Here is a 21,563-nt window from a genome sequence, read left to right as displayed (position 1 = left end):
TGCATAGAAAAACAACTAACTATAGATCAGAGGGATAACTGTTGGCTAAATCTAAAGTAGCAAAACGACCGACACGAGATGAATTCGTGCTGGAAGAGATAGGAAACCAGCTCATGGAAGCTTTTTATGAAAAGTCCGAAATCGTATTGACCGTCTGGGGCTGGGAAGAACCCGTCCGCGGACATATCGATAAAATGGACTCCAGAACAGGTAAAGTACATATCGACCAACCGAGCGGCGTCGTCAAGGTTCCTTTCATGGATATTATGAGCGTAGATTATCCAAGAGATTGATCAATCAAGGCTAGGCTTCGTCATGAACCGGCTTCACGGCTTTCCAAATCGTCCAGCGGTCCTTTTCCACCATGGGAGCGGGTGTATCTCGTAGCTGCTCCTTGATATGCTCCACCAATTCTTCCAGCTGCACGTCGCTCAGCTCATGGAGGATCGATCGGCCGGTCCGTTGGAGCAAATCGTCGGCTAATTTGTCGATGTCGGGATAAACCTTTCTCGTCTCCCAGAACGAATGCTCCTCGATGCCGGCAAATCCGGCTTGTCTCAAAGCTTCTCCGACCTTCGTCCCCGTATGTCTGCGCGCTATTTCCGTCTGTGCCAGCTCCGGATATTTCGAGAAGAAGTATCCTCTTATGTGTGTCGCGCTCCCTGGCAAAAGGCAATCTTCAGGGGTTCTGTCCTGAACGATGATGGTCCCCTCGGGCCGCAGCAGCCGGCAAGCTTCCATAAAGCATCCGGGAAGATCGTCCAAATGGTGAATGAGCGCCCGCTCCAGAACGACATCGTACTCTCCGCCCGCCAGCCCCGTGTCGTATGCATTGCCATAAGCAAACATAACGTTCGGCATGCTACGGCAATTGTCCTTGGCCGACGCAAGGATGCTTTCCGAGAAATCGACGCCTGTGACCCGCTTCGCTCCCTCATCCGCCATCGCCTTCGAATAAATTCCGCCGCCGCATCCGATATCTGCGACATGCCGGTTGCTTACATCCACGAGCTCCTGCAATCGCTTAATCCATGTGTCATCGGCTTTGCGGGCAGCATAAGTACCACGGTTCTTCTCATCTTGAAAATTTATCGGCAACTCGGTCATCCCCTTTTCGCATGGAGTAAGGATTTAACGAAACGATAGCCTGTAATTTCATAGCCCAGATCCAAATAAAACCGGTGCGCCTCGTCCTTTCGGCCGAATCCGCTGATCAGATACGTGCCAGTACAGCCCAGATCCAAAGCGAGCTGCTCGGCAAAGGACATGAGACGCTTTCCAACGCCTCGCCGCTTGAACGCTGAATCGACGACAACGATACAAATCTCGCCGTACCGGCTTACCTCGCGGATGTTCTCGCGAATTCGAAAAGCAAGCGCTGCCTGTACTTCCCCATCCTCTTCGTATACGAAAAGAGTGTCCAAGGAACTGCTCTCGGTCATACGGAGCCGGTTCAGCATATCTTCCGGCGAGACCGGTTTGCCGCTTAACTGCTCCATCAGCGAACAAAGAACCGGGATATCGTCTTCCTTCGCTTTACGAATGACGTAATTATCCATATGATCACTCCATTTTGTTTCATTTAATGAAACAAAGTATCATTTAATGGAACAATTTCATTTTACATCACTTTTCCTCCATTTACCATACGTTATGAAAAATTTAATAATAAGACGATGCTAAACCGCATTATGGAAATCTGAAGAGACAGGCCAATTCCTAAGGTGTGCCTGTTGGAGAGATTGGTTGAGTCGATCGGACTACAGATCCTTTATTTTGCCAAATATAGCTCAATTTGCAAAGTGATCGGACCACAGATCCTTTATTTCGCCAAAATACACCGTTTTTGCCGGAGAAATAGCCAAATAACGGTCTCCCTGTCCGATCCCCCTCCAAAAGCAGCGCCATTCCAGCAAATAGCGGATTTCCTGTCCGATAGTCCACCCATAGTCCGCTAGGCAGCTTAAAACGATACCCTTGCAGCAAAGATTTCTAAACCAACATGCAGTTGGCAGATCGTCATCGATTGATTTTGCCAGGCCGGAAGAAGGAAACCACCGTGAAGCCCTTCTGCTGCTTACCGTTTCACAGGGATCTCAACAAGCTCAACTCAACTCCTATCGGAGTGCTTCGAGGATGAGAACTGAACGTTTTGCGTTAGCAAAACTCGGCTATGCAGCCAACGCAGGTTTTATCGCAGGTAAAAAAAGAGCCGACTGCTCTACGGCAGTCAGCTCTATCAGCTACTATCATCCATTATTGGATTCGGGTCGGGGTCCGAACCTTTTTATATTCCGTTCGCGTGCCCGCTCGATTTCGACCTCGCGGTTGCGCGGCTCGGCATTGGTTACAAGCGATTCCAGCAGCTTGCGGGCAGCTTCCGCCACCTCGCCGATGGCTCTCTCGAATGCCTCCTCATTCGCCTTCGAGGGCGTGTTAAAGCCGGAGAGCTTGCGTACGAACTGGAGCGAAGCGGCTTGGATTTCCTCTTCCGTGGCCGGAGGGTCGAAGTTGAACAGTGTCTTAATATTACGACACATGGCGTATCTCCTTTTTGGTTACCGTCATTGTATATCCATTTTACTACAATCGGACGGGTCCTATCCAGCCAGCCGCAACCGCGCCTTCAATCCGTCCTTCCATAGAATCTCAGAGTATTCTCATAGAGGATGTTCCCGGCCTCTTCTTCGGTCATCTGCTTGATAGCGGCTATTTCTCGTATCGAATACCGGATCATTTCCGGGTGAGTCCGCTGTCCTTGGAACGGCCCCTCGAATGGCCATGGACCGTCGGTTTCGGCCATAAGCAGGCGGATCGGGTACTGCTCCACCAGCCGCCTGGACCGTTCTCTGTAGACAACATCCGGCGTAACCGAGATGAAACGCCCTTTGGCTTCCATCCGCCGCAGCGTGTCCTCGCTGCCTTTGAACCAATGAAAATGCGCCCGCTGCACCCCGTATGCATCCAACAAATCGCAAGCGATGTCCGCATCCTCGTATACCGCATGAAGCACAATCGGCTTGTCTAGCTCCGCCGCAAGCTGAATGAACCGCTCCAGCAGCGCGATGTACGGCCCCTGATCGAACCGCTCCCCCGCCGCTTCCGCTGCAGCTCTGGCATAATACGGGAGCCCGACCTCGCCAATGGCGGCCATCTCCTGCCGGTTGTCGCGAATCCATTGAAACAGCCGCTCCTCCTCCGTCTTCCCGAACAATGCTTGCTCCGGATGAAATCCGAACGCCAGAAACAGCGGATACGCCGTCCGCCTTTTTATCTCCAGGAGAGCCCGGCACGATTCCTCATGCATGGAGACTGCAACCAAGCCCTTCACTTCAGGGCCGAGAAACGCTAGCAGACGCTCCCTCTCCTTTTGCTCGTATTGATCCAGATGGATATGCGCATCGATTATAGGTATCATCGAACCGTCCCCCGCTTCCTCTCCAAGCTCAAATCAAGCAACGACTCCATCGTCCGACGAAGGCGATGGCGAAGGCGTACCGAGGTCCCAAATCCACGCAGCCAGCTCCGGTAAAGAGGCTGCCTCTCGTACAGAAGGATGCGCTTCGCACAGCTGATCGAGCACATTGAACTCATGCAGCAGCGTATAATTCATCAGCCGCCGTACCAGACGACTGTTGTCCTTCCAATGCTCCTCCACCCCGTATTGCGTCAAAAACCGCCCAAGCAGACGCTTGTCATAGCGGAACAAACCGAGATGAAGCGCCACGAATTCATACAGCCTGTCGCCTGCTCTCGCGTCCCCGAAATCGATAATTCCCGCAGGAGTCCACCGGACTCCTTCCCAAGCTCCGAGCACATGGTCCCGGTTTAAATCGCAATGCAAAATATAGGGGCCTCCCTCATCATCCATCAGCTCGGACAAGGGAATCAGATATTCCTCGATCTGATCTATCAGATGGTCCGGAAGCGCCTTCCATCTCCGATGGTTGTCCAGACAATGCAGCCGTCTCTCTTGCAAAAACGCGGCGAAAGAGTCCCAAGACCGCCGCATAACGGCGGATGACTCCACAGGCAGCGCGTGCACCTGACGCAGCACTTGCGCCAGAAACCCGGCCAGCTCCCGCCGGTCATCATAGGACACAAGCTCTCCTGCTTCGCCGAGACTTGCTCCCGGAATGACTGTGGTCACGATGTATGGCCAGTGCCACTCCGTCCCCTCCGGATAAAGGCTGCCGTGAGCGATCAGCGCCGGAGCCGGCAGCTGCGGATTCATGGCTATGAGCCGGTACGAATCCAGCTCGGTCGGATAGCTTGCATAACCGTTGAACCAATCGGTATACAGCTTGACCGCGTACCGGCCGTCCACGATGAACACAGGATTCGTCCCGGGAAAGCCTGCCTTGATGTCCGAGCAAGGAACGAGCTGATGATGCTCACATACCATGTGAACGTAAGGAGTCCAATAATCCGCATTCGTGAACAGCTTGGCATAATGCTCTACATCTTCGAAACGGGGCCTTGGAATGGAATGCATACGACCGCTCCTCTCATTAAAAAAAGTGCTTCTTTCATGCCTCCGCGGGTCTTTTCCACATTGTAACGGATAAGAAGCGGTAAAAAAAGGGATCTTGCGACTGAACAAAAAAAACGGCTGCCGAAGCAGCCGCGAGTGGATCGAATCACTTATTTCAGCCTTTTCACCGATTGATCTTCGGCGGAAACAAATACGATGGCATCTTCATAGGCGAACAGATGAGCCGCCTGATCCGCAACGGCCACCTCGAGCGCGCCCGACGGGTCCAGTACCTTGATCCCGTAATCGCCTCCCGCCGCCAGATTGCAGACGATCCGGTCTTTTACGATTTGCACGCTTTCCAGCGTATCCTTGATGACAAGCGTATCGGCTCCCGCAGGGTCCGCTTTATACAGACGGTAGCCTCCGGCCGCATCCGCTTCCGTATAATAGACGCTGCCGCCGACCTCGTCATACCAATTGGCCGCTTGACGATCGGATACCGGCCGCCCGCCGGAGCCGTCCGGCTTGGAGGCATACAAGAGTCCGTCCTCCTCTTTTACGTAGTACAGCTTCTCATTGATGATTTTAAAATGCTTCACCCCGAAGGACGTCACTTCCGTCGTCTCGTTGGTGTTCAAGTTAATTTTGTAAATCCGGTTTAAGCTCGCCCCGTTCTCTACAGGATACGACGAGCCCATCACATAGACTTCGTCTCCGATGACCGTCGTCGATCTGTCCCCTGCGAAGCCTCTGCCGCCGCCGTTATCCGTAATGTGCCATCCATAGATAAGGTCGGGCTTCCCTACGCTGCCGCCGTTCCGGTCTTCCTGCCCTGCTGGCGCCAGCGACAGATTGTTGCCCCCTGGCGGTACCGATTGACGGATGATCAAGGTGCCGTTCGTCGTTGGTTTAAAATCGAGGTAGCCCCGGTGCTCCAACGTCGCCTTGCCGTCGTCCCCTACTTTGCAGTAAACGTCGGAGCCCATGGTAGCCCCTCCTACATGGTAGGAGAACCACAGCTCGTCATTTGCCGTCCAAAATTGCAAGTAGTTATTGAAGTCGTAGACCGACTCTCCGTTATACGAATACACCCGTTGCTTGCTCGAGGTATCCTGTTCCGGCGCCCTGTAAACCTGAACCGTAGTTCCTTCCGTTTCGGTAAAATAATAATAGCCTTTAAACAAAGCCACGTTATTGCCGCCTGCGGCAGCCGAAAGGCTGACCTTCTCGACTTTGGGATTATCTGCGGTAATCGCAAGTCCTGCCGACGGGTCCCAGACGTAATCCCAGCCGAACTCCTCATGCGCGAATTTCCATGTCAGCGGGAAGTAGGTCACATCGCGGAAGGTTAGCAGCGGGTAAGGCTCCTTGGCGTTGTCCACGGTTTTCCCGTTGATCGTAATCCCAAAGGAAGAGATCGTTGCCCTGGCGCTGCCCGCGTTTTTATGGTCTGCTGCGTAAGCTGCATAAGACGACGTCACGCTGCCCTTGGCGATGCTGAGTCCGTCCTGCGCCGACCATCCCGTTTCCAATCCGAGCAGCCTCGAATCGTACCATGTCATAGGAACGTACGTTATATCCTTGTACACCAGCAGCGGGTACTGACGATAATCATTTTCGACCTGATTTCCGTTCAGCTTCACTTCGAACTTCGGCAGCGAAACCGCTACGCTCTGCTCTGCAGCGCTGCTCTGACCAGGTGCGGCCATCACGCTAAGCCCCATCACACAGGCGGCCGCAAATAACCATTTGTTTTTCCCCATACGGTCATCTTCTCCCTTTACCGCAAGTCTTTGCAATCCTGAAATATAGACGAACGACGGCCCCGAAAGGTTACGCTCCTTTTGTCCCCATCCACAACAGACCAGGCGGTCAGATGATCCCGAGCTGCTCTCCTAAGAGCAGAAGCGCTTCGTACGGGTCTCCCTCCAGTCCAAGGATTTGAGCAAAAGCGGGCTCGGTTTTCACTCCCTGCTTTTTCAATCGAATGACTTCCGCTTTGATGTGCGCGGATTGGCTGCAAGAAGATGATGCTCTATGATCATATGACGGTAGGCATGCTGCTGATGTACCGGCAAAGGCTGGGCGAATAATTCAAACTCGAAGCCGGCGTATTGAAAATTTGCTTTTACCGCCGCCACATCTCGTATCGTTTTTTCTTTCATGGCATAGCTGTCATAAGTCCCATACAGGGCGGTCCATTCCGCCTTCATGCCCTCGAAATCATATGCTTCCATGACGATATCCAAATCGGAGCCTTCGACATCGATGCCTATAGGCACAGTACCGCATAATACAGGGTGATATGGAGCCAGATCAGCCAAAATACCGAGCTCGCTGATCGCCCGATAAGCCCGGCGCTGAATCTCATTACCGGACTGCAAGTAAGCTATCGATACAAACGAATGGTTTGTGTCCATGTTACCGCGCCCCGTCCCTATGAGAGACGCTCTTTAGCAAGCACCCATCCGCCGCTTTATGCCCATTCTTAATATTCGCCACTGTTTGCCCGTGCCGCATCCGCACCGTTTCCACCGCTCTTCCCCGAAATTGTTTTACTCCGTCCCTGCTTCAGGATACAAAAAAGAATATTTTACCATAGGATCCCGCGGTTCCGGAAGCCCTTCTTCCAATGGAAATTCCAGCATCACCCATTCCCCTCCCCGCGCCTGCCGAGCACCTACACTAGGCTTTTTCATCAAAAATTCATTTTCCAAAAAATTCACTTGCATAACGAACAAGTGTTCGGTATATAATAAATACGAATGAACGTTCGCATAGCGGTGGTGATGAGTTGTGAGTATTAACATGAACAGAACAATCGAAACAGAAGAGGATATTCAAATCATCAAGGAGTTCACTTTGCTGCCCATATTGCTGGATATGCTGGCAAGGGATATTCGCGAGCTGGAGCTGTACCGGGATAAGATAGTGTACTATCATGCTGTCGCTTATCTTAAGGAAATCGAGCAATCCGTTTATGCGGAACTGCACACCCTGAAGAACAAGATGAGGAAGAACAACATTAAAATTTTGACTACGGAAACGAGCACGCTCGGCATTGACGTGGAATATAAGGTTCGCGGCTACATCCATCATTTTAAAATGTTAAGAAGCTTGATCAAGGCAGAGCTGATGACCATGCTGACGAAGTTACGGGGGCGGTTAAAATGAGCGGAACAAGCACCAGAACGATTTTTCTGGCGGACTGCCAGAGCTTTTATGCAAGCGTCGAGAAGGCGGATCATCCGCAATACAAGAATAGACCGGTGGCGGTGGCGGGCGATCCGGCGCGCCGGTCGGGCATTATTTTGGCCGCTTGTCCAATCGCCAAGAAATATGGAGTCACGACGGCGGAACGGCTGGGCGAAGCGTTGGCCAAGTGTCCGGATCTCGTTGTCATGCGTCCCCGCATGCAGCACTATATCGATGTTTCCCTCATGATTACGCAAATTTATAAAGAATATACGGATCTTGTAGAAATCTTCTCGATCGACGAGCAGTTTCTCGACGTCTCCGGCAGCCTTCGCATATTCGGAGATGCGGTGACCATCGCCCGCTCCATCCAGCAAAAGGTGCTCCAGCAAACCGGCGTTTGGGTGAGAGTCGGCATCAGCTCGAACAAAATTCTCGCCAAAATTGCGACGGACATATGGGCGAAAAAGAACGACACCGGCATATTCACGCTGGACCCCTCGCAGCTTGAAGAGCTATGGAAGGAGCCCGTGCAAAAAATGTTCGGCGTCGGCTCGCGCATGACGGCTCATTTCGCCCGCCTCGGGATGTTCACGATCGGCGATATCGCCAAAACGCCGCTGCCGCAGCTGAAGCAGAAGTTCCGGGCGCGCTTCGGCAAGCAAAGCGATATTCATGCCGAGGTCATGTGGAGAACGGCCAACGGCCTGGACGATTCTCCGGTTACGCCGGGCACCTTCAAGACGGCGCCCAAATCGGTAGGGCACATGATGACGCTGCCGCGAGATTATACGGAAAACTCGGAGGTCGAGACCATTTTGCTGGAGCTGACGGAGGAGGTATGCCGTGACTGCCGGCGCAAAGGGTATATGGGCTGGGTCGTTTCAGTCAGCTGCATGTGCAGCCCTTACGAATCGCCCACCGGCTTCTCGCGGCAATTAAAGATGCCGGACCCGACCAACAATACGAACGCCGTCTATGAGTCGGCCAAGACGCTGTTTTACCGTTACTGGGACAAAATGCCGGTCCGCCGTATGGGCATTACGCTCAGCAATCTTGTCGACGATGATACGTATCAATTGACGCTGTTCGACGATCAAATCAAGCTGCGGGCTCTGGATCGCGTTACGGATACGATCAAGGAGCGTTACGGCAGCGCTGCGATCATGAGGGCGTCGTCGGTAACGGCGTCCGGGCAAGCGTTCGACAGGTCGCGGAAAATCGGGGGGCATTATAAATGAGCAAAAAACTCGAAGGCAACGGATTGTGGGAATCCAGCCGGATGATGCTGCCGCAGCACAAGGAGCAGTCGATGTCGGTTCCGAACGAGACCTCTTCTTCGGCCGCCGAGCCCCCTACCCGCAAGGAGCTGGAGCTGATGAGAGAGTATATTCTCCTTCCCGTCGCGCTCCAGATTGTCGAGAAACGAAGCATCGAGGTCGAAATGTCCTCCATGACGCTGAAGCTGCTGTATTCCGCAGCGGCCAAAATATTGGCACGCAAAATCCGCGAAGACGTGCAAAAATCGCGCGCCGCCCTGCTCGAAAAAAACATTCGTCTATTCGAGGAGTCCAAGGACGATACGGCCCTTTATTACCGTTATGTATGTCGAGGACGGGAGGACCGGTTTACTATGACCAAAGACTTTATGCGGGCCGAAATTAGCGCCAGAATCGGACGATACGCCAAAAGCCTCGTCGCCACCTTGCAGGAAGCGGTACGAAACAAGAAGTAACGCTTCGCCAGAGGTGCATGCGCTCTTCCCTCTTGCTCACGGACACGGATAATCAAGCCGCGGATAGGTAAACAGCGTCCAGGGAATAATATAACGCAGGCGGTTTCCAGCTTTGGTGCATTGCACCGCCGTCATTCCGGCACATAGGGATCGCAGCCCGGATGACCGGCGGGATTTAAACGCTAAGCGCTCTGACCTGGAAGGGATTCAGAGGGCTTTCTCTAATGCCGATGAGAAACCGACCTGCCGAATGTTTACCATGTCCTTATAGACGGAGGGATCAGCGCTTGAACCGTGAGAAGGGTACCCTATCGATTTTTGCCTTGGGAGGCGTAAATGAAATCGGTAAAAACATGTATGTCGTTCAATACGCCGACGACATCGTCGTCATCGATTGCGGCTCTAAATTTCCGGATGAGAGCTTGCTCGGCATCGATCTCATCGTTCCGGAAATTACATATTTGAAGGAAAACAGCTCCAAAGTTCGCGGTATGATCATTACCCACGGGCACGAAGATCATATCGGCGGAATCCCGTATATATTGAAGCAGCTGAATATGCCCATTTATTCGACGCGGTTAACCAAAGGCCTCATCGAAATTAAATTGACGGAAGCCGGGCTGCTTGCCGATAGCGAACTGACGGAAATTACGGCGGATTCGACCCTTCGTTTCGGGTCTATTACCGCGAGCTTCTTTAGAACCAACCACAGCATCCCGGATTGCCTGGGCATTGTGTTCCACACGCCGGAAGGGGTCGTCGTGCATACAGGCGACTTCAAGTTCGACCTTACTCCGGTCAATCATCAATATCCCGACGTTCACCGGATGGCGGAAATCGGCAATAACGGCGTGCTCGCTCTATTGTCCGAGAGCACGAATGCGGAGCGTCCCGGCTTCACACCTTCCGAGAGCAACGTAGGCGAGCATATTAAGGAAGCCTTTATCAAGGCGCGGCAAAGGATTATCCTGTCCACCTTTGCCTCCAACGTGCACCGCCTGCAGCAAGTCGTCGACGCGGCGGCTCTCACGAACCGCAAGCTGGTCCTGCTTGGCCGCAGCATGGTGAACGTGGTCAAGATCGCCGCCGAGCTCGGCTACTTAAGCATACCCGAGGGTATGCTGATCGAGCCGGGCGAGGTCATGAGCCTTAGTCCCGACAAAGTCGCCATCCTTTGTACGGGGAGCCAGGGAGAGCCGTTGGCCGCTCTCGCCCGATTGGCGTCCTCGAGTCATCGCCAAATTCAAATTTCGCCGGGAGATACGGTCATCCTCGCGGCCAGCCCCATACCGGGCAATGAGCGGAATGTATCGCAGATCATCGATAACTTGTTTCGACTGGGAGCCAAGGTCGTTTACGGCTCCGGGTCCACCACCGGCATGCATGTATCCGGGCACGCGAGCCAAGAGGAGCTCAAGCTGATGCTCACGTTCATGAAGCCGAAGTATTTTATCCCTATCCACGGGGAATACCGCATGCTCCATCAGCACCGTGTGCTGGCCGAATCTGTCGGAGTAGATCCCGACCATATTTTCATTCTTGGCAACGGGGATGTCGTCGACATCGAGGATCAGACGGCGCGGCAGGACCGCAAAATAGCCGCCGGCAACACGCTCGTAGACGGCTGGGGCATCGGCGATGTCGGCAATATTGTATTGCGCGACCGGAAGCATATGGCCGAAGACGGCATCCTTGTCGTGGTCGTGACGCTTAGCAAGACGGAAGGCGCGATCCTGCTCGGGCCGGACATTATTTCCCGCGGCTTTGTGTACGTTCGCGAATCGGAAGAGCTCATGAGCTCAGCCAGCCGCCTGGTCTCCGAGAGAATTAACCAGATGAAGGCGGAGAACATCCACCAATGGAGCTCGCTCAAAATTAGCGTCAAAGATGTTCTGGGCCGATTCTTGTACGAGCAGACCGGAAGACGTCCGGTGATCCTCCCGATTATTATGGAGATCTGAGGATTAGGACACCTGCCTCAGTACATAAGGGACGAAGACATTGGCTCAAAATCAAAATTAAAACAGGTGCTCCTTACCGATTTGAGCAGGATCACCGGCCTGCAGAAAAAGCACTCTCTGACCTAGGGAGTGCTTTTTTTGTTGTAGCTACTGGTTCGGCAGTTGCAGCAGTTGTCGAGGCTGTTTGTTCGGCAGTTGCAGCAGTTTTCGAGGCTGTTTGTTCAACCGCACTGTGGGATCCCCCGAACAGATTCGTTGTTGAGTAATTGCTGCCGCACTTACCCGGAAGACCATGCGGACCGTAGTTCCGCTATTTCACGAAAAAAGCGTCAAAACGGATGCCTTGCGGACACAGGATCCGCTATTAACTCAAAATGGCCTGATTACACCTGGTTTTCAGGGCAATAACGGCTTGTGTGTCCGATCGACGCCAAAAACGGCGTTTTTTTGCATAATAGCGGAAGCTGTGTCCGATCAGTTGCGTGAGTTGTGCTCAATGCTCAATGTACTCGATGCCCAGCGGGTACACAAAATTACTTTACCCCACAGAAACTGCGTTCACCGAACTCCATTATCCACTTCACCCATCCGATGCTGCGTTCACCGAGCTCCATTATTCACTTTACCCATCCGATGCTGCGTTCACCGAGCTCCATTATCCACATTAACCATCCGATGCTGCGTTCACCGAGCTCCATTATCCACTTCACCATCCGATGCTGCGTACACCAAACTCCATTGTTAACTTTAATCCATCAGCTGTATCCGCTGCTCAACATGGAGGCAATTGAGAAGAAGCTCAGGCTTAAGGAACCTGAGTGGAGTAGAGGTTACGTTGATTCTAGGTTGCCTGCCGTCATGCAAAACTGCACAGGCACAGAGAGCATAGCGAGAGAGACTTGAGTAACACGTGGCGCTACTCGCTCCGGCGCGCATTGCACGTAGAGGACAGCCGCCGCCTGAACCAATTTGTATCGCTGCAGCCCACGACTCCTCTACCCATAAGAAAAAGAGCCCTTGCGGGCTCTTTTCAACGGTGAATTGAATTTTGGATAACGGTTTTGAACCTCTTTTGAACCTCAGGTTTTACCACCAAGCCACTATGCAGTATGGGTACTACAATAACGTCTCTGCGGCACATCCCCTCGCTTCTATTTAGATTCTAACACCTTCCTGGTATTGCTCGTTAGATCGCCCAACGGAACCACACCTCTCTTTTCACCGTTGATAGTATGATGTCCGGAAACCATAGGGTTTATTCACCGGAAGCTCATTTTTTATCGGGTGCTTAGTTCGGTATCAGGACTACTCTACTGCTGCTGCTACTGCTGCTGCTCTTGCTGTTGATTTTGCTGCTGGTCCTGCTGCTGCTGCTGGCCCGAGTTCCCTTGCATTTGCTGAAGCGTTTGTTGAGCTTCTTGAAGCTGCTGCGAGGACTGCTGAACCTGCTGCTCGATTTGCTGCAATTGAATCTCTTTGGTTACCTGCTCGGTTTGCTGAGCGATGCTTTGAGCTTGCTGGGCAGCCTGCTGTATAGCCTGCTCGAGCTGCTGTGTATCGTTTTGTTGTTGGCCGTTTTGTTGTTGACCGTTTTGTTGTTGTTTGTCTTGCTGTTGGCCCATTTGTTGTCCATCTTGCTGTTGGTTGGAATCCGACATGGGAGCACCTCCTGAATAGCTTGCATTAAAAGGATTTGTAGAAAAACATGTAGCTATTCGAGCAAAATCCGCATGGAAATAAATGATAAAAAACTACGAGAATGAGCGAAGGCATCGAGTGGAATTTTCATCTCCAAATATCCATTTTATCGTCGGAGAATGACCTCGGAACCCTTGCGAAATGAATACCAAAAAGGCCGCCCCGGCAACCCGTTGCGACCCTCGATCCTTGCATCTGCATCCGACCACTGCCGGCAAATCATGGTGAGCTTTTTTTGCTTAAGCCGACAGACATTCGAATCTTGTTCGCCGCGGCGGGGTTCCGGTTCACGCAATAGATGCTTATTACAATCAGCACAAGCCCGGCCAGCAGGGACAGCGTGAACGGCTCGTTGAGAAACAGCGTGCCGGTCAGTATGGCAACCATCGGAATGAGAAACGTATACGATGCGACTTTGCTTGCCTCACCCGAATCGATCAGCTTATAAAATACAAGCCAGCCGATGGCGATAACAAAGATGGAGATGAACAGCAGACTAGCGACAAAAGCCGGCTGCCAGGAAACGTCGGACCATTTCTCGACTCCCGAGCCTACGGCTGTCATGAGCAATCCGCCGAAAATCAGCTGCAGCGTCACGAGCCAAATGGGATCGACCCGCGGACCGGTCTTCTTAACAAAAATCGTCCCGAGCGCCCAGCTTAGAGCCGAACCTAGAGCGAGAAGCACGCCCGGAACGGATATCGGTCCTGACATCCCGCCGCTGCTGATGACGCCGACTCCGGCAAAGCCGAGAATGAGTCCGATGAGCTTCACGACATTCATTTGCTCACCAAGCCACAACCATGAGAATAGACCGACAAGCACCGGTTGAAGAAACACGATAGCGGAGAACAAGCCGGACGGCAAATAATTCAGCCCGATCGTTTGCAGGCCATAATACAAGATGACGTTCACGACAGCGGAAACGATATAAATTGGCCATGTCTCACGAAACCGCAAGCGCCCCAGCCTCGGGATGGCAACAATCAGCAAAAGAAGTCCTCCAAGCAGCGTTCTCGTACCAGAGAACAGCACAGGCGGCATATAAGTCAAGGCAAACTTGGACATCGGCCAATTAATTCCCCACACGAGCACAAGAAATAATATAAGCAGCACGGTATGAGTTCTGGATAGTTTTGACATAAAATAGCGTCTCCTTGTAGTAACGATGGCTCGGAATGCGAGCCGCTGAAACCCTATTATACGCCGCTTTACTCTCGTTAGCTAATTCCTTTTTTTTATTGCCCTGATAGCTCCCCATGGAACTATTTCTCCGTCATTTTGTCTTGTTCCGTATACGCTCGTATTGCATTTGGAACAGCTCCAGCACACGCGGCACCTCTTCCGCACCGCGAATATAGAACGTAACCCATCCCGATTCGGGATACATGTGATGCGGCTGCACGCGCCCGTCGGCAACAAGCTCATCCCTGCGCTGCTTCGGAAACGGCATGTCGGCCATGGAATCCCCGTGCAGATGCCCCAGCTCCTTGCCAAGATATTGGAACTCAATGCCTCCGAACCGGTGAGGATGAACGCTCACTCCTTCCCAGGAAAGAAGCTCCCTCTCCAGCAGTTCTCGAATCGTCTGCTTGTGTACCATAGAAACCAGTCCTCCTTAATTTAATGTAATCAGCCTTTGGCTGGAATAACAGTTGGCTTTGTCCCGAACTGGACATAGTAGAATAACAGAATGCACACATGCAGTCCGGCAAGAACGAGATATATGTTGCTAAAAACGGAGCCGGCCGGAGCCGTGTTCAAAAGATTCCATGAACCTTCTGCATGGACATCCGCCAAGCGCCCGTAAATACCGGTTGCCATCCCTTGAATAATGAAATTCAGCATCGAGAACATGCCCATCCCTACTCCGACCTGCTCCTTCGGCAGCGATCTTGAAATGGCATTGGACATGGCGATAAGCATAAACGATTGCCCTACATTGCCGAATAGAAGAAACGCAGCGATGAATATCGGGGACATGCCGGTAAAAGTCGACAGCAGGACAAAGCACGTCGTCAGCAAACCGGATGCAATGAAGAATAAGGCCGCATTCCCTTTCTTGTCGGCGAGCTTCCCGCCTTTTCGTCCCAACAAGGCAGAGGCAATGGCCGCGGGCACCATGACGAAGCCGATCCAATAAGGCGGAAGCTGGTGGACGCGGGAGAGCAGCAGCGGACTTAGAAAATAGAGCGAAACGCCGATTCCGTTGATCATTATGGAAATCATGACGCCGAGCGTGTAGCGTTTATTGTTGAACATACCCGGCCGCACGAAGGGTTCCGCTGCGGCACGTATCCGTACCGTGAACAAAACCGCGGCCAGCAGTCCGCCTATAATGAACCATCCGCTTCCATTCGTGACACCAACGAGGACTAAGGCTACCGCGACAGCCAGCAGCATTCCGCCGAGCCAGTCGAAGGCTCCTTTCGCCACCGGCTCATCCTGCAAATATTTGCGGTAATAAGGGATCGTCAGCAAAATAAGCAAAGGCACGCAAAATAACCAGCGCCAGTGCGCGATGCTCACGATAAGGGCGGATACGACCGGACCCAGAGCGCCGCCGAGAGCGAGACCTACGGCCGACATGCCTAAAGCGGCTCCTCTGCGCTCCGGAGCAAAATATCGCACGGGAATGAGGGTAGCGATGGCCGGAATGGCCGCTGCGCCTGCCGATTGCACGCATCGTCCGAGCAGTGCCGTCCAGAACGTTGAAGAGGCCAGCCCGATCAGCGATCCGACAGCGAATAGCAGCAAGCCGATCGTCAGTACGTTTTTAAGCTTGAACCGGTCGGCCAGCTTCCCGTAGGTGACGGTACCTACGGCATAGATCAGCGTGTATGCCGACGAGAGCCAGCTTACTTGAGCGATGGACAAGTGGAACTCCTTGCTGATATCGGGTAAAACGATGTTGAAGCTCAATGCGCTCATCGAAGATAGCGTTAGCGTGAACATCAAGATGCGGATCAATTTTTCTCCTGCCAGCTCTTGCCTCTGGACTGTAGTCTCCATACTGGAAAACTCCTCTCGTCAATCAAAAAAATGAACGCAAGTACTTGCTTGCATATAGTTTTAGAAAAAACCTCTATCGAAGCCATTCAAAAATAAAGCATTCGTATATAGAGGTAGGTGTAGTGAAGCTTTCATTGAGGAGCAACCGCGAATGCTAACTAAGGAGATGAATGACCTCTCATAGAAGTCATTCTCCTCTGCAGCAAATGGACCATTACGCTCAATCGGTGTTACGAGTCGCAAAAGAGTCGCAAGCTTCTCCATGGCGAGCATCTAAGGGGTCAACGCTCGGGTCCAAGTCCTGACGCTTCCCTCAATAAAGTTGGTCATCGAAACGGAAGGAAACGATGCATCCTCCGAGTTCATATTGCTAATAAAAGCGCCGTAGTTCATCCACATGAAAGACTGCGCCTGCAGCTCCGGATCGGTCTCGATCAGGAGTCCCTTTTCGTGCATCGTTTGAAAATAGCCGCTCAGCAGCTCCTTTAATTTCCGGGGATGCTTATTCGCCTTTTCCCTGAATCCGGCAAACACGCTGCCTTCCTTAAGAGCGATCTGAATGATTTTGCGGTTGCGGTTCATAAGCTCGTGATACGTGCGGCTGATTAGCAGCAGGTCCGTGTGCAAATCCCATACAAGCTTCTCTTGGAACAAGCGGGTCATCTCTTCCGTGTAATGAAAATGGTGAAACGCCGTCTCCAGAAGATTCTGTTTGCTTCCGAACAGCCTAAACAGCGTCACTTCGTTCACACCGGCGGCTGCTGCAATTTCTTTCGTCGATACGCCGTTGTAGCCTTTTTGTGCAACCAAATCGATGACGGCTGTTAGCAATTTGTCGCTGCTGCTTGGATTGGTGCTGATGTTGTATTCCTCCTTCCTCCGAATCTGTTGAAGTTACAATGGGAAGCATGAAGCGTGCAATTTGAATGCAAGTACTTACTTTCATCGAGTTCAATATTATTCCATTTTTCATTCGGAGTCAATAGGCCGGCACAGCTTCGCTCAAACACATTACAGCAGCCCCTTTACAACCGTAATGGAATTGAAAAAAAGCTGCCGGAGATATTATCATCTCCGACAGCCTGAACTGTAGTATTTCAACACGGAGCTTGTCCGTTACATACTCACTGCTTGCACCTGCTCCTCGTCGCTCTGTCCCGACCCCGGCCGGTTGACCCGTTTGGCCCACCATGCCGTCAAAATGGGAACGAGAATCGCCGTTACAATGACACACGATGCGATTACGACGGTTGCCGAAGGCGCGACCGCTTCGTATTTCGGATTCGCAGCGGCGATAACGGCTGGCACGGCGGCCGCGTTGCCTGCAGTCGAAGCGGCGGCGATGCCGGCAATCCCGCTGCCGCCGGTCAATTTGTCCGCGAGCATGCATGCGGCTCCCGTTACTACGACAACGAAGATGCCCAATACAATGCCCGTAATGCCCGCTTGGTATACTTTGCTCAGATCGATGCCGCTGCCCAAGGCAAATCCGATAAACGGAATGAGCATCGCGTTACCTTTGCTGAACAAGCTGCGAATATCCGGGTCGAGATTCCCGACAATCATGCCGAGCAGAAGCGGAAGAATAGCGCCGACGAGGTATGGCCAAGGGAATACCGAAATCCCGGCGATACCGAGCGTAACCATTGTAATAAACGGCCCCGTTTCCAAAGCCATGATCGTGGTCGCCCCGACTTCTTCCTTTTTGCCGAACTGGTTCATTAAGGACATATACAAGCCGCCGTTCGTATCGTTCATGGCGACAATGATGGCGAGCACCGATAGGCCTCCCATGATCATCCCGTCACCGATGAATTGCCCGGCAATTACGCCGACGATCGCGGCAATACCGACTTTGGAGATGATAAGCGCTCCGCCCTTTTTGACGATTCTCGGGGTGACTCGGAAATCCATCTGGGTCCCGAGACAAAAGATGTTCAGAGCGATAAACGGCAGCGCTCCCTTGAACAGACCTTCGGTGAAAGAACCGAAGAACGTAGGCATATTCGGAAATAACGTATGAAGGATGGCCCCCAGCAGAAGCGGTACGAGCATCATCCCTCCGGGTATTTTTTCTACGGATTGTTTAATTTTCATGAAGTTCACCCTTTCGGTATGATGAAGCGGATACTTGACCGTTAAACATGAAGCGTTTTCAATACAATCGGTGAACGATCCGGCAATCCCGGGCCATCCTATGTGCAAACTATCCGGTGAGCCCGGAAATCTTATTACGTTAATGTGGTTAGAAAAGAGGAACCGCACAGCGGCCGCTCACTTTCTAACCTTACCGTCATTTCTGATTAGAAGCCGATCAAGGCTCCGCCATCCACCGGCAGCACGGCGCCGTTGACAAAGGCCGCGGCAGGTGAAGCAAGATATACGGCGGCCCAGCCGATATCGTGAGGCTCGCCGAACTTTTTCATCGGGGTGCGGCCCAATATTTTTTGCGTTCTCGGCTCGTCCCCGTCCAATGCTTTGCGAAGCATGGCCGATTCAATCCAGCCGGGGGCAATACCGTTCACGCGGATGCCGTGGGCCGACGTCTCGGAAGCGAGCGTGCGCACCATGCCGAGATAAGCGGATTTCGCGCTAGAGTAAGCGATGACATTAGGCTGTCCTATGAAGGAGGTCATCGAAGCCTGAAAAATAATATTTCCTTTATTTCTCTGCTTCATACGCGGAATCAGAGCCCGGCACAGCGAGAACGCGCCCAGCAGATGAACGTCCATAACCGCCTGGAAATCCTCGTCTGTCGTTTCCTCGATCGGCTTTTTACAGTGGTTGCCGGCATTATTGACAAGAATGGAGACAGGCCCGATCGTCTCCTCCACTTCCTGCACGAACCTCTCGGTGTTTTTCGTATCCGCTACATTGAAGGAGCGGTAATGTACCCCTTCGCCCATTTCCTCGGCGAGCCGCTCTCTCTCTTCACTGCTGCCGGAGCCTACCATAATGACTTCCGCTCCTGCGGCCCGGAAGCATTGGCTCATGGCGAGCCCGAGTCCTGTAGCTCCCCCGGTAATAATCGCCCGTTCGCCCGCGAGACTGAACATATCCTGATAGTTTATCATGTCGTCTTATCCCTCACAATTCGTCCCTGTGCTCTGGTATTTGTACGGAATGTAATATTCCTTATGCTTCAGCTTCTCCGCCTTGGTCTGCTGTCCGCCGCATGTTGCGACAACGAGCTGCAGCAGCTCCTCCGCCAGCGCATCCATGGATTTCTCCCCCGTCAAGGCGGCGCCGGAGCAGAAATCGAGATCGTCGGACATGCGGCGGTACGTCGTTTCGTTGCCCGTAATTTTAATAACCGGGGAGACGGCGCTGCCGACAACGGTTCCTCGTCCCGTCACAAGAAACACGAGATGGGAACCGCTGCAGATCAAATCCATCAAGCCCTCGTTATCGTTCGGGTTCGTGTATCCGAAGCCCATAAAATGCGGGTCCGGCGTGCTGTCGAGCAGCCAGAGGCCGGGATGCGGCGCATTTTGCGACACGCGGAGCACGCCTTCGATCGGCTTGGAGCCGCTTTTGACGAACGCTCCCATGCTCTTTTCCTCGATCGTGGTCAACCCGCCCGCGAAATTGCCCGGCGACACGGAATATTGCCGCACGCTTTTGCAATAATCGAGCATTTTATCGTAGGTAGCGCCCAAATCCGCTCTTACGGTATCGTTCGCAGCACGTTCCAGCAGGATGTCCCGAAGTCCGATAGCTTCCACTATCTCTTCGAAAATCGCCGTTCCTCCCGCTTCGACCAGCAGATCGTACAGACGGCCGACGACCACATTGCCCGCCAAACCCGATGTGTAGTCGGAGCCTCCGCATTCGGCGCCGATGACGAGGTCGGCCAAGCTCATGTCGGTCAGCACGGTCTCCCGCTGCAGCTCTTCATGCAGCCGCTCGATGGCGGCCTTCCCTTCCTCGATCGTTTTCAAGGTGCCTCCGCGTTCTTGAATCAGCATCCATGAAGCCGGCTTTCCTTCCTGCTTCGCAATCTCGGCCAAGCTTTTCGCCTGCAAATATTCGCAGCCGAGCCCTACGGTCAGCACCGCTCCGATATTCGGATGACGGATCATAGCGATCATCATTCTGAGCGCATATTCGTTATCCGTACAGCCGGCAAAGCCGACGACATCTACGTCGATATCGGAATGCTTGTAATGGCTGCCGATTTCTTTGGCGACGAAGGAAGAGCACTCTACCGTGTACATCACCAATATTTTGTTTCGAATCCCCTTGGAACCGTTCTTGCGCAGGTAGCCCTTCCAGGATGGAATCGATTGTCCTGTCATATGTCTCACCTCTCCAGCTGTTAAAGTATCCGACCCTTGCGTGACGCTTAAGCCCTGCCTATGACTACAGATACTGCATGTCGGTAGGCGCTCCGGACTCGACGTCCAAGGTGGACGATCTCTTATCGTAGCTGCTCTTGCAATTTTGCAGATGCACCCATTCTCCGGCGGCAATAGGGCGGATGGCAATGCCGATGGCCACGCCGTATTTGATCACCGGCTCGCCTTCGCGGATAGGGCGGCTTGCCATTTTGTGCCCCTGCTTCACCGGATCCGTTATGTCGATGCTGCTCGTCGCCGGTGAGCCGTGAACCGTTACGCTTCCGGGCTCCAGATCGGACAAAGCCACGCAGACGTTATCGTCGTGATGAATTTGAAAACTAGCTTGCCGAAACTTGTCGCTCACCTGAACTCCTCCCTTGTTACGCATTACAAAATGCCGTATTTTTCAAATGCAGCCGTACTGGTCAGCCCCGCCTCAATTTCCTTGCGGACCAATTTCTCTCCCCTTGCCTTCTCCAAAGCTCGTTCGATAACCTCGGCTTCCAGCTCTCGAGGAATAACAAGCACGCCGTCCAAATCGGCAAAAATCAAATCGCCCGGGTTGATCCATACGCCGTTCACTTCGATCGGACAGCGATAGTCGATCACCTTCGTGCGGACCGAGGAATCCTGCGCGAAGCGCCCCCGCGAAAATACAGGCCAATTTTGCTCAAGCACCTTCGGCGTATCCCGATGGTAGCCGTTCACGACAGCGCCCGCCGCCTGGCGCGCTTTGGCCGTAGCGGTCAAGATTTCGCCCCAATAAGCACAGCGCATGTCACCGCCGCTCGCAATGTACACATCACCCGGCTGCAATTGATCGAGCGCTTCGGTCAACAGCCCGAACGGCTTGTCCTGCTTGCCGTATACGTCGATCATCACGGCCGGCATGGCGCGTCCCGCCAACACCATATGCTCCTTCATAGGCTGAATGGCCGGAGCCAAAATCTGATGATATCGTCCGAGATCGTCCAAAATATCTCCAATGACAGGCGTGTAAAGCTCACGCTTCATAAGCTCAAATAATTCCAGATCATTCTGTGGTATGCTCATAGTCAGGAACCTCCGCTGTTGTAATAATAGTGGCGCTTTCATTTTTATTATATTGGTGTTACCATGGGATTACATCGCCAATAATCAACTGA

At 52.7% G+C, this 21,563-nt stretch carries 21 protein-coding genes and 1 pseudogene; 5 read left to right on the top strand and 17 right to left on the bottom strand.

The annotated features are described in order from the left end of the window. Nucleotides 1–41: 41 nt before the first annotated feature. A complete protein-coding gene (locus ACFQ88_RS09540; protein WP_239633246.1) occupies nucleotides 42–293 on the top strand; it encodes a YolD-like family protein in 252 nt (83 codons plus the stop codon). Nucleotides 294–303: 10 nt separating this feature from the next. On the opposite strand, the gene ACFQ88_RS09535 is transcribed toward ACFQ88_RS09540, so the two are convergent. The 7 genes and pseudogenes from ACFQ88_RS09535 to ACFQ88_RS09505 form a co-directional block, all read right to left on the bottom strand. Next, complete coding sequence (locus ACFQ88_RS09535) at nucleotides 304–1,098, bottom strand: class I SAM-dependent methyltransferase (RefSeq protein ID WP_379453938.1); 795 nt, start codon at nucleotides 1,096–1,098, stop codon at nucleotides 304–306. A 5-nt stretch (nucleotides 1,099–1,103) separates the two neighbouring features. Then, nucleotides 1,104–1,559, bottom strand: a complete 456-nt coding sequence (locus ACFQ88_RS09530; RefSeq protein WP_379453937.1) for a GNAT family N-acetyltransferase — start codon at nucleotides 1,557–1,559, stop codon at nucleotides 1,104–1,106. Nucleotides 1,560–2,249: 690 nt separating this feature from the next. Further along, nucleotides 2,250–2,540 carry a DUF2277 domain-containing protein gene (locus ACFQ88_RS09525; RefSeq protein ID WP_239633237.1) on the bottom strand — a complete coding sequence of 97 codons (291 nt, stop codon included), beginning with the start codon at nucleotides 2,538–2,540 and terminating at the stop codon, nucleotides 2,250–2,252. A gap of 86 nt (nucleotides 2,541–2,626) precedes the next feature. Continuing rightward, a complete protein-coding gene (locus tag ACFQ88_RS09520; RefSeq protein ID WP_379453936.1) occupies nucleotides 2,627–3,418 on the bottom strand; it encodes a TatD family hydrolase in 792 nt (263 codons plus the stop codon). 33 nt (nucleotides 3,419–3,451) lie between these two features. Then, nucleotides 3,452–4,495 carry a phosphotransferase family protein gene (locus ACFQ88_RS09515; protein WP_379453935.1) on the bottom strand — a complete coding sequence of 348 codons (1,044 nt, stop codon included), beginning with the start codon at nucleotides 4,493–4,495 and terminating at the stop codon, nucleotides 3,452–3,454. 149 nt (nucleotides 4,496–4,644) lie between these two features. After that, complete coding sequence (locus tag ACFQ88_RS09510; RefSeq protein WP_379453934.1) at nucleotides 4,645–6,240, bottom strand: DUF5050 domain-containing protein; 1,596 nt, start codon at nucleotides 6,238–6,240, stop codon at nucleotides 4,645–4,647. Nucleotides 6,241–6,349: 109 nt separating this feature from the next. Then, a pseudogene (locus tag ACFQ88_RS09505) lies at nucleotides 6,350–6,897 on the bottom strand (DUF4269 domain-containing protein). A 388-nt stretch (nucleotides 6,898–7,285) separates the two neighbouring features. On the opposite strand from ACFQ88_RS09505, the gene ACFQ88_RS09500 reads away from it, so the two are divergent. The 4 genes from ACFQ88_RS09500 to ACFQ88_RS09485 all read left to right on the top strand — a co-directional run bounded on the left by ACFQ88_RS09500 (nucleotide 7,286) and on the right by ACFQ88_RS09485 (nucleotide 11,368). Next, the gene (locus ACFQ88_RS09500; protein ID WP_239633227.1) at nucleotides 7,286–7,651 is read left to right on the top strand and encodes a YhjD family protein; all 366 of its coding nucleotides are present in this window, start codon (nucleotides 7,286–7,288) and stop codon (nucleotides 7,649–7,651) included. Beyond that, nucleotides 7,648–8,913 (top strand): DNA polymerase IV, encoded by a 1,266-nt coding sequence (locus ACFQ88_RS09495; protein WP_239633225.1) that lies wholly within the window; start codon nucleotides 7,648–7,650, stop codon nucleotides 8,911–8,913. The genes ACFQ88_RS09500 and ACFQ88_RS09495 overlap by 4 nt, the downstream gene beginning before the upstream one ends. Continuing rightward, nucleotides 8,910–9,407, top strand: a complete 498-nt coding sequence (locus tag ACFQ88_RS09490) for a YhjD family protein (protein WP_239633223.1) — start codon at nucleotides 8,910–8,912, stop codon at nucleotides 9,405–9,407. The genes ACFQ88_RS09495 and ACFQ88_RS09490 overlap by 4 nt, the downstream gene beginning before the upstream one ends. Nucleotides 9,408–9,694: 287 nt before the next feature. Next, the gene (locus ACFQ88_RS09485) at nucleotides 9,695–11,368 is read left to right on the top strand and encodes a ribonuclease J (protein WP_239633221.1); all 1,674 of its coding nucleotides are present in this window, start codon (nucleotides 9,695–9,697) and stop codon (nucleotides 11,366–11,368) included. A gap of 1,322 nt (nucleotides 11,369–12,690) precedes the next feature. Here ACFQ88_RS09485 and ACFQ88_RS09480 read toward each other — a convergent pair. The 10 genes from ACFQ88_RS09480 to ACFQ88_RS09435 form a co-directional block, all read right to left on the bottom strand. After that, nucleotides 12,691–13,026, bottom strand: coding sequence for a hypothetical protein (locus tag ACFQ88_RS09480; RefSeq protein ID WP_379453933.1), 336 nt, complete (start codon nucleotides 13,024–13,026; stop codon nucleotides 12,691–12,693). A 259-nt stretch (nucleotides 13,027–13,285) separates the two neighbouring features. Next, on the bottom strand, nucleotides 13,286–14,209 hold the full coding sequence (locus tag ACFQ88_RS09475; RefSeq protein ID WP_379453932.1) for a DMT family transporter: 924 nt from the start codon (nucleotides 14,207–14,209) through the stop codon (nucleotides 13,286–13,288). Nucleotides 14,210–14,342: 133 nt separating this feature from the next. Continuing rightward, nucleotides 14,343–14,669, bottom strand: coding sequence for a luciferase domain-containing protein (locus ACFQ88_RS09470; RefSeq protein ID WP_239633216.1), 327 nt, complete (start codon nucleotides 14,667–14,669; stop codon nucleotides 14,343–14,345). 29 nt (nucleotides 14,670–14,698) lie between these two features. Beyond that, nucleotides 14,699–16,078 (bottom strand): MFS transporter, encoded by a 1,380-nt coding sequence (locus ACFQ88_RS09465; protein WP_379453931.1) that lies wholly within the window; start codon nucleotides 16,076–16,078, stop codon nucleotides 14,699–14,701. A 273-nt stretch (nucleotides 16,079–16,351) separates the two neighbouring features. Further along, a complete protein-coding gene (locus ACFQ88_RS09460; protein WP_239633214.1) occupies nucleotides 16,352–16,909 on the bottom strand; it encodes a TetR/AcrR family transcriptional regulator in 558 nt (185 codons plus the stop codon). Nucleotides 16,910–17,194: 285 nt separating this feature from the next. After that, a complete protein-coding gene (locus tag ACFQ88_RS09455) occupies nucleotides 17,195–18,175 on the bottom strand; it encodes a 2-keto-3-deoxygluconate permease (protein ID WP_379453930.1) in 981 nt (326 codons plus the stop codon). A 206-nt stretch (nucleotides 18,176–18,381) separates the two neighbouring features. Further along, nucleotides 18,382–19,152 (bottom strand): SDR family NAD(P)-dependent oxidoreductase, encoded by a 771-nt coding sequence (locus ACFQ88_RS09450; RefSeq protein ID WP_379453929.1) that lies wholly within the window; start codon nucleotides 19,150–19,152, stop codon nucleotides 18,382–18,384. 6 nt (nucleotides 19,153–19,158) lie between these two features. Then, a complete protein-coding gene (locus tag ACFQ88_RS09445) occupies nucleotides 19,159–20,376 on the bottom strand; it encodes a UxaA family hydrolase (RefSeq protein WP_379453928.1) in 1,218 nt (405 codons plus the stop codon). Nucleotides 20,377–20,440: 64 nt separating this feature from the next. Further along, entirely contained in the window at nucleotides 20,441–20,782 is a 342-nt protein-coding gene (locus tag ACFQ88_RS09440; protein WP_239633210.1) for a UxaA family hydrolase, read from the bottom strand. Nucleotides 20,783–20,805: 23 nt separating this feature from the next. Beyond that, entirely contained in the window at nucleotides 20,806–21,471 is a 666-nt protein-coding gene (locus ACFQ88_RS09435) for an RraA family protein (RefSeq protein WP_239633209.1), read from the bottom strand. Between the last annotated feature and the right edge of the window lie 92 nt (nucleotides 21,472–21,563).

The sequence above is a fragment of the Paenibacillus sp. NPDC056579 genome (assembly GCF_042793215.1).
In the GTDB taxonomy this organism is placed as follows: Bacteria; Bacillota; Bacilli; order Paenibacillales; family NBRC-103111; genus Paenibacillus_S.
The sequence above is the reverse complement of the archived record's forward strand: the minus strand, read 5'-3'. Positions and strand labels throughout refer to the sequence as shown.